13 protein-coding genes are annotated in these 11,762 nt (G+C 70.5%); 6 read left to right on the top strand and 7 right to left on the bottom strand.

Annotated elements, in window-relative coordinates; all coding sequences use genetic code 11:
- Positions 1-249: 249 nt before the first annotated feature.
- The 4 genes from AXW62_RS11640 to AXW62_RS11625 all read right to left on the bottom strand — a co-directional run bounded on the left by AXW62_RS11640 (position 250) and on the right by AXW62_RS11625 (position 2,503).
- Positions 250-645 carry a DUF6415 family natural product biosynthesis protein gene (locus AXW62_RS11640; RefSeq protein WP_060944438.1) on the bottom strand — a complete coding sequence of 132 codons (396 nt, stop codon included), beginning with the start codon at positions 643-645 and terminating at the stop codon, positions 250-252.
- 233 nt (positions 646-878) lie between these two features.
- A complete protein-coding gene (locus AXW62_RS11635) occupies positions 879-1,727 on the bottom strand; it encodes a helix-turn-helix domain-containing protein (protein WP_030837546.1) in 849 nt (282 codons plus the stop codon).
- 16 nt (positions 1,728-1,743) lie between these two features.
- Entirely contained in the window at positions 1,744-2,268 is a 525-nt protein-coding gene (locus AXW62_RS11630; RefSeq protein ID WP_060944437.1) for a DUF6879 family protein, read from the bottom strand.
- On the bottom strand, positions 2,240-2,503 hold the full coding sequence (locus tag AXW62_RS11625; RefSeq protein WP_030837550.1) for a hypothetical protein: 264 nt from the start codon (positions 2,501-2,503) through the stop codon (positions 2,240-2,242). Before AXW62_RS11625 ends, AXW62_RS11630 begins: the two co-directional genes overlap by 29 nt.
- A 412-nt stretch (positions 2,504-2,915) precedes the next feature.
- Between AXW62_RS11625 and ctaD the strand changes: the two genes are divergently transcribed.
- The gene (gene ctaD / locus AXW62_RS11620; RefSeq protein ID WP_370682903.1) at positions 2,916-4,622 is read left to right on the top strand and encodes an aa3-type cytochrome oxidase subunit I; all 1,707 of its coding nucleotides are present in this window, start codon (positions 2,916-2,918) and stop codon (positions 4,620-4,622) included.
- Positions 4,623-4,798: 176 nt separating this feature from the next.
- Entirely contained in the window at positions 4,799-5,347 is a 549-nt protein-coding gene (locus AXW62_RS11615) for a hypothetical protein (protein ID WP_060944436.1), read from the top strand.
- Between the two features lie 654 nt (positions 5,348-6,001).
- Here the strand turns inward: AXW62_RS11615 and AXW62_RS11610 are convergent.
- Positions 6,002-6,334: a rhodanese-like domain-containing protein gene (locus AXW62_RS11610; protein ID WP_030837554.1), complete on the bottom strand. Its 333-nt coding sequence runs from the start codon at positions 6,332-6,334 to the stop codon at positions 6,002-6,004.
- A gap of 1,127 nt (positions 6,335-7,461) precedes the next feature.
- Positions 7,462-8,427, bottom strand: coding sequence for a GlxA family transcriptional regulator (locus tag AXW62_RS11605; protein WP_060944435.1), 966 nt, complete (start codon positions 8,425-8,427; stop codon positions 7,462-7,464).
- 81 nt (positions 8,428-8,508) lie between these two features.
- Between AXW62_RS11605 and AXW62_RS43855 the strand changes: the two genes are divergently transcribed.
- The gene (locus AXW62_RS43855) at positions 8,509-8,859 is read left to right on the top strand and encodes a DUF6616 family protein (RefSeq protein ID WP_060944434.1); all 351 of its coding nucleotides are present in this window, start codon (positions 8,509-8,511) and stop codon (positions 8,857-8,859) included.
- Positions 8,856-9,518, top strand: coding sequence for an HD domain-containing protein (locus AXW62_RS11595; protein ID WP_060944433.1), 663 nt, complete (start codon positions 8,856-8,858; stop codon positions 9,516-9,518). The genes AXW62_RS43855 and AXW62_RS11595 overlap by 4 nt, the downstream gene beginning before the upstream one ends.
- A gap of 72 nt (positions 9,519-9,590) precedes the next feature.
- On the opposite strand, the gene AXW62_RS11590 is transcribed toward AXW62_RS11595, so the two are convergent.
- Entirely contained in the window at positions 9,591-9,956 is a 366-nt protein-coding gene (locus AXW62_RS11590; protein ID WP_060944432.1) for a darcynin family protein, read from the bottom strand.
- Positions 9,957-10,588: 632 nt separating this feature from the next.
- Here AXW62_RS11590 and AXW62_RS11585 point away from each other — a divergent pair.
- Positions 10,589-10,939, top strand: a complete 351-nt coding sequence (locus AXW62_RS11585; protein ID WP_060944431.1) for a hypothetical protein — start codon at positions 10,589-10,591, stop codon at positions 10,937-10,939.
- 131 nt (positions 10,940-11,070) lie between these two features.
- A complete protein-coding gene (locus AXW62_RS11580; RefSeq protein ID WP_060944430.1) occupies positions 11,071-11,724 on the top strand; it encodes a GntR family transcriptional regulator in 654 nt (217 codons plus the stop codon).
- Positions 11,725-11,762: the final 38 nt, after the last annotated feature.

Genomic DNA, 11,762 nt, shown 5'->3' with positions numbered 1-11,762 from the left:
GGCACACGCCCGTCCGGTCGTTCCGGCTCTCCGGCTCTCCGGCACGAGGTTCCATATAGAAGATCGCTCGCGTTACGAAAACCCGACCACCGTCCCCCGCCCCGATGGCTCCGGCAGCGGCGGAAGGGCGCGCCGCGGCCACACCGGTCCGCCGCCCGGCCGCGGTCGGCGTTCGCGCGGCGAGGGCGGGCGCCACGTGCCGCCCGCTTCCGGGCGCCGGCGCGCCGCGTGCTCGGATACGTGGCCGTCTCAGACAGCCGGGCAGGAGGCGGCGACTTCGGTGAGCCGGTCCAGGCGCCCGTACAGGGCACGGCAGAGCCGGGCGCGGCCCTGGACACAGTCCGCGGTGCCCTGGAGGGCTTTGGACAGGCGGCGGCCGGCCTCGTCCAGGATGTGTTCGGCCAGTATCCGGGCCGGATGGTCCGCGGGCAGCCGGTCCGCGGTGCGGCGGACGTCGTCGGCCACCGCGCGGGCGGCGGCGGTCAGTTGCAGCGCGATCTGCTGGTACTCGCCCTCGTGCAGGCCCGGGTCGCCACTCCACCCCAGGACCGCCGTGACCAGCCGCTGATGGGCCTCCCGGTCGAGGGGAAGTTCCGCCTCGATACGGCCCTGGGGGTCGTGCAGGACCGTGTGGGTACTGGTCATGGGGCCTCGCTGCTGGGTGCGCCGGGGTGGCCGCCGCAGCCACCGGGGAGACGGGCGGGTCCCTGGCCGGCGCGGACCGGCCGGGCCGGGCAGGCGATGCGGCCGGGGGCGCCGGCCTCGGGGCGTGCGCGCCGGATCCCGCCTCTCCGGGCTGTGACGTCGGCGTTCACGCTACGGAGACGGTGGCGCGGGCCTCAACGAAATTGCGGATTGTTGCGCGGATTCACCGGGGTTCACTCCAGGGCCTCGATCGCGGCCCGGATCAGGGCGCGGGCCGCATCGCCGCGGACGGCCATCCGGGCGAGGCCGGTGAAGGCGCGGACGTAGTCGGCGATCTCGCGGGGCTGGCGGACGCTGATCCCGGCGGTGAGGGTCTCCACGACGGTGTGGTGGTCGTCGTAGAGGTAGAACGCCTCCAGCGGCCACACGGTGCGCCGGGCACCGAGGGGAATGACCCCGAGGGAGACCGAGGGCAGCGGCATCACCGTGAGCAGGTGCGCGAGCTGGCCGGCCATGGTCTCGGCGGAGCCGATCCGCGCCCGCAGGACCCACTCCTCGATCAGGACCACGAACCGGTGGTCCCCCTCGTACAGGAAGCGGCTGCGGGCCAGACGGGCGGCGACGGCCTCGGGGATGTCGTCGGGCGTGCCCTGGAAGTCGGTGATGGCGCGCATCAGGGCCTCGGCATAGCCGGCGGTCTGGAAGAAGCCGGGGATGACGTTGGAGGTGTAGGCGCGGCACAGGCGGGCGGCGGCGTTCCGGGCCAGGACGTCCTGCTGGGCGCGGCGCATTCCGTCGCGGTGCTGGCGGCGCCACTCCAGGTACATCGAGTCCACCGCGCGGGCGGTGGCGATGAGATCGGCGGTCTGGTCCCCGGCCGAGCAGGCGGTGCACCAGGCGCGGATGTCGGCCTCGGAGGGGGCGGCCTTGGCGCGCAGGATGCGGGAGGTCTTGGCCGGGTGCCAGCCGCACCGGGCGGACAGCTCACGCCCGGTGATCCCGGCATCCCGCATCAGGTGGGCCAGCCGCACGGCGAGGGCTTCGCGGGCGGCCTGGGCGCTGGAGGACGGGGAGTTGGGCATGGGCTGTCCGTTGCTTTCAGACGGTGTACATCTCGTGCGGGACAGCACGCTGCCACACCGCTTCGAACGCGGTCGCGCACAGGGCCGCGACGTCCGGGTCCTCCGTGTGCTCCTTGCCGGCCCAGGCGCCGTCCCCGGTGAAGTGGTTGAACTGTACGGTCCGGCCGTCCAGGAGCCAGAAGTCGTTGCCGGGCAGGGCGAGGTCGCTCGCCCGCCGCCGGGGCAGCCAGCGCACGTCTTCCCCGGCCCGCAGGTTCAGCACGGTGATGGCGTGCTCGTAGCGGATGTAGTCGGTGACCGGCTCGGAGACGATCCGGGCGCGCCGCATCACCACGCCGCGGGCGACGGCCTCGGTCACCAGCGGCAACCACTGGGGCCAGAACGACCTGGCCGGGTCGGTGTTGGCCGCTCCGGTACGCAGGAAGGCGGCAAAGTCCTCGGCCTCGTCACCGACCGCGTACCGATCGCGCATCTCCAGGTGGACAGCGCTGCGCCGGGCCGCGGCGAGCAGATCAGCGAACGGTCTCGCGTTCGGCGACATCGCACGCCTCCCTCAGGATCGGCACCATACGGGCCGGGATCCGGATGACCCGTTCATGGGCGGGAATTCCCCTCGCGTGTCCGGACACCCACTCAGTACTGCCGATCACGTCCTTCAAGAGCGCCTCGGCCTCCTCGCCCTGCAGGACCAGGTCCGCGCTGCCCTCCTCCACCCACACCGTCGGTGACCCCTCGCCTCCGGTATTCGGATCCATCCCCACAAACCGTAACGTCATAGCCGCCGCTCCAGTCGAGTCGGTTGCGCCCAGTTGCGCCACGACCGTCCCGCGCCGACCAGGGAGCGGTCAATGCCGCCTCCTCCCCCGCCGTCCCCGGTCCGGTCCGCCGGACCAGGGACGGAGACCGCAGAACGGCCGGTTCACATTCGTTGAACACACGGGCAGGCACCGCGGCACCACGAGCACACCGATGTGCCGAGCCCCGCCCCGTCGCCCTCCCGCCCGCCGAGCGGTCAGAGGCCAGCGGCCAGGAGCCAGCGGCTGTGCAGCCGCCGGGCAATCAGGGACCTTCGACCCGTCCCCGGGACTGTTCGGCCCTGTGCGGCCGCGACCCCACCGAATGATCATGTGTTACGAGCCGGAAAGAGCGCCGCGTTTCCTCGTGTGCCGCCTTTCCGGATGTTTCGGAATGGACCAAAGAGGCGGAGGGCGCGGCTCAGTGGACGGACTGAGTACAAAGGGGAACCACAGCAGGGGGATTGTTCCCGAGGCCGATTCCCCACCGACGCGCAGACACGTCCTGGTGGAGTGGCTGACGACGACCGATCACAAGAAGATCGGGACGCTGTATCTGGTATCGGCGTTCGCCTTCTTCCTCATCGGCGGCCTGATGGCGCTGGCCATGCGGGCGGAATTGGCGCGCCCGGGGACCCAGATCATGTCGAACGAGCAGTACAACCAGGCGTTCACCATGCACGGCTCGGTCATGCTGCTGCTCTTCGCGATGCCTCTGTTCACCGGGTTCGCCAATTGGATCATGCCGCTCCACATCGGGGCGCCGGACGTGGCCTTCCCCCGTCTGAACATGCTCTCCTACTGGCTGTTCCTGTTCGGCTCGCTGACCGCCGCCGCCGGATTCCTCACCCCGCAGGGCGCCGCCGACTTCGGCTGGTTCCTGTACGCGCCCCTGTCGGACGCCATTCATTCACCCGGCATCGGCTCCGATATGTGGATCATGGGTGTGGCGCTCTCCGGCTTCGGCTCCATCTTGGGCGCGGTCAACTTCATCACCACGATCACCTGCATGCGCGCTCCGGGCATGACGATGTTCCGGATGTCCATCTTCACCTGGAACGTGCTGCTGACCTCCGTGTTGATCCTGCTCGTCTTCCCGGTGCTGGCCGCCGCGCTCTTCGCGCTGGAGTGCGACCGCAAGTTCGGATCCCATATCTTCGACCCGGCCAACGGCGGCGCCTTGCTGTGGCAGCATCTGTTCTGGTTCTTCGGCCACCCCGAGGTCTACATCCTCGCGCTGCCGTTCTTCGGCATCGTCTCCGAGGTCGTTCCGGTCTTCTCGCGCAAGCCGATGTTCGGCTACGTCTCGCTCATCGCCGCGACGATATCGATCGCGGGCCTGTCGGTCACGGTGTGGGCCCATCACATGTACGTCACCGGCGGTGTGCTGTTGCCGTTCTTCTCGTTCATGACCTTCCTCATCGCGGTGCCGACCGGTATCAAGTTCTTCAACTGGATCGGCACGATGTGGAAGGGCTCACTGTCCTTCGAGACGCCGATGCTCTGGGCCACCGGATTCCTGGTCACCTTCACCTTCGGCGGTCTCACCGGTGTGATCCTGGCGTCGCCGCCGATGGACTTCCACGTCTCGGACTCCTATTTCGTCGTCGCGCATTTCCACTACACACTGTTCGGCACCGTCGTCTACGCGATGTTCGCCGGATTCCACTTCTGGTGGCCGAAGTTCACCGGCAAAATGCTCGACGAACGGCTGGGGAAGATCACCTTCTGGACCCTCACCGTGGGTTTCCACCTCACCTTCCTGGTGCAGCACTGGCTGGGGGCCGAGGGCATGCCCCGTCGTTACGCCGATTACCTCGCGGCCGACGGTTTCACCGCCCTCAATACGCTGTCCTCCATCGGCTCGTTCCTGCTCGGTCTTTCGGTCCTGCCGTTCTTCTACAACGTCTGGAAGACCGCCAAGCACGGCAAGCCCGTCGAGGCCGACGATCCGTGGGGCTACGGACGTTCCCTCGAGTGGGCCACGTCATGCCCTCCGCCACGCCACAACTTCACGCGGCTGCCCCGGATACGCAGCGAATCTCCGGCCTTCGACCTGCACCATCCTGAGATCCGCGAGTTGGAGGACGCACAGCGCTGAGCGGACCCGCCGGAGCCGCAGTGCGCAGTCCGCAGTCCGCAGTCCGCAGTCCGCAGTCAGAACGTCGAAGGTCGAAGGTCGGACGTCCGAGGGCTTCGAAGTCCGATCGTCGGCGTCCGAGGGCCGATGCCTGATGCCTGATGCCCGATGCCTGATGCCCGATGGAGGAGAATGCCATGTCCCATGCCGTCCTCGCGCTGGCCGCCGCGGTGTTCTGCGCCTGCGGCTGCGTGTGGTTCCTGCCCGCGATGGCGGACGTACGGGCCCGTGACGACCGGCCGCTGTCCCGGCGGATCGCGGCCGCCGGGTGCCTGACCGGCTGGGGTACCGTCGCGCTGCTCGCCCCGCTGCTGCTCGCGCCGGTGTCCTGGAGCGTCATCGCAGCCGTGGTCACGACGGGCGCGGCCACGACGGGGGCGCTGGCCGCCCGGTCCCGCGTCCACCGAGCACGCGAACTCCGCGAGACCGAGGAGCGTTGGGCGGTCTGGGGGTACGGGACGCTGGTCCGGCCCGCCCCCTCGCCCCGCCGCGCCTTCCTCGTCTGGCTGCTGCCCGGGCTCGTCGCGGCAACAGCGGTGGCGACCGCGATCCTCTGGCAGGGACAGGCGAACCGGGGCCGTACGGCCGCGGCGGCACTGGCCGCCGCGGGCGTCGTCACCGCCTTCCTCGTCATCGCCATCGTCGACGCGGCCAGGAGACAGGCCCCGGACCGGCATCCGAGGTAGAAGCGGTACCCCGCCTCCGGTGGCCGGGAGCCGGTCGGGGCGGCGCCGGGCTGTGTCCCCCTCGATGAGGCCGTCCCCGCCGACCGAACGAGTTGGGCGAGAACGGGATCACGGTCAACGCGATCGCCCCAGCGTCGTGGCGGCCCAGGATTTCCTGGGACGCACCAGGGCCGCCGGGCCGAGTGCCGACGAAGTGTTCGCCCGGGTCCCGTCGATGCAGACGGTCAAGCGCCCTTCGGTCCCGGCCCGACCCGGGCAACGTCCTGAGCTTCCTGGTCAGCGACCAGGCGGATGTCATCGCCGGTCAGGTCCTGCGCGGCGACGGCGGACTGGCCCGGACCGGAGCCTGAGCGCTGCCGGACCGGAGAGACGCCAGGCCGCCGGACGGGACGTTGGCACGGTTCACCGTGGCCGGCGGCCTGCCCGGCGAGCCCACCGCCCGGCCGGCCTCCTCGGTGGTCGCCCGGCGGGCCGGGCCGAACGCGGTGTCGGCGCGGGCCGCCGCTACGGCCGCGCGTGTCCGGCCACCGAGTCCGCAGCGCGTGGCGGCCCGGCGTCGGCGCCGGTCCGGGCGGACCGGCGGCCATGGCCCCGGGTGGGTGGCGCCCGACCGGTCCAGCGGCGCGCCGCCGCACGGCCAGTGGCGCCCAGCGCTCACCGGGTGGTGAGCGGTCCGCCCGCGGCGCGCCAGTCGACGAGGCCGCGGCTCATGTTGACCGCGTCGAAGCCGTTCTCCACCAGCAGGTTCGCGGCACCGGCGGACCGGATACCGCCGGTGCAGAAGGTGATGAGCAGGCGGTCCTCGGGGAGCTCCAGGCAGCGTCCGGGCAGTTCCTCGAGCGGTAGGTGCACGGCGCCCGGGATGTGCACCCGGTTCCACTCGAACTCTCGGCGGACGTCCACGACGAGCGCGCCGTCTGCGACCAGGCGGACCGCCTCCGCGGCGGTGACGGCCGGTGGTCGGCGCAGATAGTGCCGGAGGCTCATGCGCTCCGCGCCTCCCCTCGCACGTTGATCACCGTGAGGTGGCCGCCCGGCACAGCGGGTGTGCGCGGCGACGCGGGCATGCGTGACCCGGCCCGGGGCGCACGGCCACGGGCCCGGCGACCGCCCCCCGCAGACCCAAGGACATCATGCCGGGAGGTCGTCCCTGGACCCCGTCCTCGAAGACGACCGGCGGCCGTGGGCGTGACGGTCACTGGCGGGTGCCGGGGGAACGGGCTGGTGGTCACGGCGACGGGGGCAACGGAGCAGCGGCCCGCCACGACCCGGGTGAACGGCAACAGGGATTCCACAACCTTCAGCTTAGCTGAAGGTCGGTCGGCTTCCGCCACCACCCGCGTCATACGGGCGCGCAGCGCCTCGGTACCCGTCGGTAGTGGGGCCACGAACGGCTCTTCGCGTCGTCTGGGCCGTACCCAGCCGCCGCTGAGGCGGAAGCCCCGCAGCCCTCGGCAGCGTCGGCGTCGGCGTCGACGCCAGAGCGGTCCCGGGTTCGGCCGGTCCCGGGCACCCGTCCGACCCTGCGCATGCCAGCTCCGAGACAGGCGGGAGACGGTGCCGCCCCGGCGCCGACGCCGGGGCAGATGAATCGGCGGCCACGTAAAACCTCGACAAGCCGCCCCACGCGCCTCCTTGTTGTCATATGTTGAACGGGTGAGTTCACGTGACCTAGAGCCCCGTCCGCCGTCCTCACTGGTGGAGAAGATAGACAACACGCTGGCGGTACTGATCATCGTCGGTATCGTCGGCGGATCGTTCTGGCTGGCCGGCGGCCTGACCTCGTCATATCTGTACCTGTTCAGCTGACCCGCCCACGCACCGCATGCGAGGCCAGGTGACCGCCTCCCGACCGCGACCTGGCCTCGTGGCCCCAGGGCGTGAACATGCCGTCGGCGTGAAACGCGCCCTGGGGCTCCGCCACCGTAAGGTGGCCACGGCCGCGAGACCCACGCCTCCACGGCGGCGCGCACGGTCTTCGTCGCCGGTCAGGTCCGCGCGTGGAACGGGCGGCTGCTGGACGTCGCCCTCGCGGCACCATGCAGTGAGGTCACGACTCGCCACGGCTTGTGCCCCCGGCGCAGAAGCCCCGCCAGAAGGCCGCTGAGCCACCGTCACTCGGCGAAGGTACGCCGGTATCGCGACGGGCTGGTCCGGGTCAGCGCGGTGAAGTGCACGCGCAGCGACTCCGCCGAGCCGAAGCCGCACCGGTGCGCGATGTCGTCAACGCCGAGGCGAGTGGTCTCCAGGAGCACCCGGGCGCGGGCCACACGTTGTACCGCCACCCAGTTCATGACGCTCGTCCCGGTCGCGGCCCGGAACCTGCGGCGCAGGGTCCGCGTGCTCATGTGGCTGTACCGGCTGACCGACTCCAAAGTGAGCGGCTCGTCGAGATGCTCCAGGATCCACGTGATCACGGCGGTGATGTCCGAGTCACCGCTGGGCGGGACGGGTTCGATGAACTGGGCCTGCCCTCCTTCGCGATGCGGCGGGCTGACCAGAAACCGGGCCATCGCGTTCGCGGCCGCCTGACCGTGATCGAGCCGCAGCAGATGCAGGCACAGATCGGTTCCGGCGAGCACCCCGGCGGACGTGAAGACGCCGGTGTCCTCGACGTAGAGTTCCGCCTCACGGACCGTCACCGACGGATAGCGGTCCCGCAGCATCCCTGCCCAGTGCCAGTGAGTGGTGGCACTCCGGCCGTCCAGGATCCCGGCCGCCGCCAGGGCGAAGGCGCCCGTGCAGATCGACACCATGCGGCTGCCCCGCTCATAGGCGTCACGCAGTCGCTCGACCAGTTCAGCCTCCGGGGGCACCGCGGGGTCTTCCACCCCGGTGACGATTACTGTGTCGGCCGTGTCGAGCCGGTCCAGCGGCTCAACCTCACGGGGCAATAGCGGCCCCTCCGCGGAAGCCGGGCTCGCCAAGGTCAGCTCATAGGGGGTGCCGCCGGGACGGGCGGCTGCCAGGTGGTCCGGCCAGCGACCGAACACTTGCTGGGGGACGGCGACGTCCAAGGGGACGAAACCCGGCTGTATCACCACCGCGACCTTGGCCAGATGCTTGGGATTGTTGTCCACATGGCCATCGTACGGCGCTCTCAGCCCTTCTAGCGTGGTCGCATCACCCCGACGACCCCGGATACCGAGGAGAGGCGAACCATGTATGTGGTGATCGAAACCTGGACCCCCAGACCCGCATTTCTCGCCGCCGACGAGGAGACGCGGAACACCCTGTTCGCGGGTGTCCGAGAAGCCATGCGGCAGCTCGCCGAGACCGGCGTCGTGACGCTCGGCTGGGGCAGCGTGGACCGGCCGGCGCCGCACTCCACTCCCCATGAGTGGTTCGCGGTCTGGCAGGCCCCCTCGAAGGAACTGGCCGACGGGTTCCTCGACGGCGTCGAGCGTTCCGGCTGGTACACCTACTTCGAACAGTCCAATGTCGTGGGCGAGTTGCGCTCCTTCGAGGCCGTCGAGGCCGAGCACCGGGCGCTGGGGACGGTGGCGCGGTGAACCTGCTCGACACACTTCCGGACGAGATCGGGGGGTGGCCGCGCACGGCGGCCACGGAGGCCGCTGTCACCTTCGCCGCCGAGCACTCCCCCGCCTACCTGCTCAATCACTGCGTCCGCAGCTTCTTCTACGCGCGCAGCATCGCCGCCGCCAGGAACCTCGTCGCCGGGGCGGACTACGACGACGAGACGCTCTTCCTCGCCACGGTGCTGCACGACATCGGTCTGACCGACGAGGGACACGGCCCGAACCGGTTCGAGGTGGACGGCGCGTTCCGGGCCGCCCGCTTCGTTCGCGAACACGGCCTGGCCGATGCTGCGGCCGACCTGCTCTGGGACGCGATAGCGCTGCACACCTCCGGCGGGATCGCGGTCCACAAGCAGCCGGTCGTCGCCCTCACCCACCTCGGCATCACCGCCGACATCTTCGGCTTCGGCGCCGAGGAGGTGGACCGGGCGGTACTCGACGCCGCGCACGCGGCGTTCCCCTGGCTGGACCTGCGGGAGCGGATCCTGGAGGCGGTGGTCCACCAGATCGACGAGCAGCCGTCGAAGTGGGCACCGCTGTCGTTCATCGACGCCGCGTACCGCAGGCTCCGGCCGGACAATTCTTTCCCCGGGCTGGACGAGCTCTGCGCCGGCCCGAGGGTCCCGGACTGACGGTTACCGGTCACGGGTCGGTGTCCCGTGGCCGCTTGCGGCACGGGACACCGGCCGTGGCCGGGCGGTGCGTCAGGTGGAGACGGTGGTGACGGCGTCGAGGCCGTAGGTGCGCGCGTAGCCGTTCTCGGTGCCGACGAGGAGGTCGACCACCTGGAAGTAGCGGTCCCAGAACGGGGTTTCACGCAGCGCGTCGATCAGGAGCTGATAGGCGTTGTGGTCATCGGCTTCCCACACCCACACGTCGGTGACGCGGGTGGAGTAGAACTCCGTGTCGTAGAAGCGTGACCGGACGCCGGTCGTCTTGGCCTTGATGGTGGGGATGACCTGGGTGGCGAACGCGTCCGCCCGCTCCTGGGAAGTCATGGCGAGCCACTCGGGCGTGGTCTTGATGAGCATGAACGCGGTGACCGGCGGAGCGGTTTCCTCAGCGGGCATGAAGGGCGCCTTTCAAAGCGGCGGGTGGAGAGAATCGTTAAAGAAGACCTCGTGGGCCGTACCGGATCGGTACGCCCTCATCCTGCGGAGGATGAGGGAGTTGCCGCAATGGGAACTTCGGCAAGGGTTCATTAACCCACGCGGAATAACGCTGGTGAGCAGGCCAGAACGCGATCGCCGCCAGGGCCCGGAAAGGGTCTCCCCCGTCGGCGTCGGCAGGCCGGTCCCGGCGATGCGCTCCCGGGAGAGCGGTTCCCGCCGCTGTTCCGGACGGCGCGTTCCGGGTGCCATCAGGGCTCGTCCGCCATCCGCAGGCGCGGCGGGTGGTCGGCGGATGGCCGTACCGCCTCCCGCGCGGCGCGGCCATCCGCCGACCGGGACCGTGGGCCGCCGGCCCGGCCCACGGCCGTCCGTCCCAGCACGGCGTCAGCGCGGCGCCCGTTCCCGCAGGTCATCGGGTGGGACATCCCACTTCTTCCCGGACCGGCCTTCTTCCGGTGCGGTTCGGACCCGTCCCGCCGAGACTCGGTGCTGTGAGAAGGGGAGCGCCACCGGGCCCTCCCCCGACATCCCGGACCGCCGACCGACCGGCCACGGAAGAAACCGGGGTCCGGCCGACACAGGAGGACAGCATGCGAAGGAAGAACGGCATCCGCTTGGCCACGGGCGCCATGGCGATCACCGGCAGCCTTCTGATGGCTCCCATGGCGAACGCCGACGCCTCCGGCATCCAGCTGGACACGAGGACCTGGACCCGCAGTTGCGGCACCAAGTACCAGGCGACCATGGGCAACAACTACGCGCGAACGCTGAAGGTCGGCGGCGGCTCCTGCAAGGGCGACGCCTGGGTCAGGGTCAGGTGGGCCGGCGGCTGGAGCTCGTGGAGGCACCACTCACGGGACGTGGAAATCCGGCTGGTGGGAGTTTCCCAGTCCCAGCACAAGGGCTGCAGCAGCTGCACGGTCTACACCCTGCCCATCTGATGGGCGGAAAGTGAGCCTACGGCCGCGTCGGCGATGACCTTCCCGTCATCGCCGGCGCGGCCAGAGCGCGTGGCGCGGTCAGCGATCGATTATTGTCTGGATAATCGATTATTCTCTGTTAGGGTCGGACCATGACAGGACGCGCATCGCCTTCTGAGCGGCTCTACACCACACTGCGCGCGGCCATCCTGAACGGGGTGTTCGCGCCGGAGCAGGCGCTCAAGCCGCAGGAGCTGGCAAACGCCGAGCAGGTCAGCCTCGCCGTCGCACGCGAGGCTTTGCTCCGCCTGGTGGGCGAGGGTCTGGCAACCCGGCTGCCGAACCGCGGATTCGCGGTTCCGGCGGTGAACGCCGAGCGCTGGCAGCAGATCGCGGAGGCGCGCGCCGTCACCGAACCGGCGATGCTCCGGCTGTCGATCGAACGGGGCGGCGTCGACTGGGAGGTACGGGTCCGGGCCACCCATCACCACCTCGCCCGCACACCGCCCTGGGAACCGGGCGGCCGGTTCGCCTCCGACGCATGGTCCGAGGCGCACCGGCAGTTCCACCGCGCGCTGCTCGAGGGCTGCGGCAATCCGGTGCTCCTGGACGGCTTCGACCGCATGTGGACAGCGAGCGAGCTGGCCCGCCGCTGGTCCGGCGCCATCGTCCCGGAGCGCGACGGCGTCGCTGAGCACGGCGCCCTCGAGGAGGCCGCCCTGAGCCGGGACGCCGAACGCGCTGCCGCGCTGCTCGCCCGGCACATCCGGCACACCGCCCGGAACCTCACCACGGGCACAGACTGACCCCCGCGACAACCACGCCGATTCCCCAGGATCTTCAG

The organism is Streptomyces hygroscopicus subsp. hygroscopicus (assembly GCF_001553455.1).
In the GTDB taxonomy this organism is placed as follows: Bacteria; Actinomycetota; Actinomycetes; order Streptomycetales; family Streptomycetaceae; genus Streptomyces; species Streptomyces hygroscopicus.
Note: the sequence above shows the minus strand (reverse complement) of the source record. Positions and strands in the feature narration are given on the sequence as shown.

Excerpts from the sequence above, each read along its gene's own strand:
- AXW62_RS11640 (WP_060944438.1), bottom strand. The coding sequence starts at position 645 with ATGACCAGTACCCACACGGTCCTGCACGACCCCCAGGGCCGTATCGAG.
- AXW62_RS11635 (WP_030837546.1), bottom strand. The coding sequence starts at position 1,727 with ATGCCCAACTCCCCGTCCTCCAGCGCCCAGGCCGCCCGCGAAGCCCTC.
- AXW62_RS11630 (WP_060944437.1), bottom strand. The coding sequence starts at position 2,268 with ATGTCGCCGAACGCGAGACCGTTCGCTGATCTGCTCGCCGCGGCCCGG.
- AXW62_RS11625 (WP_030837550.1), bottom strand. The coding sequence starts at position 2,503 with ATGACGTTACGGTTTGTGGGGATGGATCCGAATACCGGAGGCGAGGGG.
- ctaD (WP_370682903.1), top strand. The coding sequence starts at position 2,916 with ATGGACCAAAGAGGCGGAGGGCGCGGCTCAGTGGACGGACTGAGTACA.
- AXW62_RS11615 (WP_060944436.1), top strand. The coding sequence starts at position 4,799 with ATGTCCCATGCCGTCCTCGCGCTGGCCGCCGCGGTGTTCTGCGCCTGC.
- AXW62_RS11610 (WP_030837554.1), bottom strand. The coding sequence starts at position 6,334 with ATGAGCCTCCGGCACTATCTGCGCCGACCACCGGCCGTCACCGCCGCG.
- AXW62_RS43855 (WP_060944434.1), top strand. The coding sequence starts at position 8,509 with ATGTATGTGGTGATCGAAACCTGGACCCCCAGACCCGCATTTCTCGCC.
- AXW62_RS11590 (WP_060944432.1), bottom strand. The coding sequence starts at position 9,956 with ATGCCCGCTGAGGAAACCGCTCCGCCGGTCACCGCGTTCATGCTCATC.
- AXW62_RS11585 (WP_060944431.1), top strand. The coding sequence starts at position 10,589 with ATGCGAAGGAAGAACGGCATCCGCTTGGCCACGGGCGCCATGGCGATC.
- AXW62_RS11580 (WP_060944430.1), top strand. The coding sequence starts at position 11,071 with ATGACAGGACGCGCATCGCCTTCTGAGCGGCTCTACACCACACTGCGC.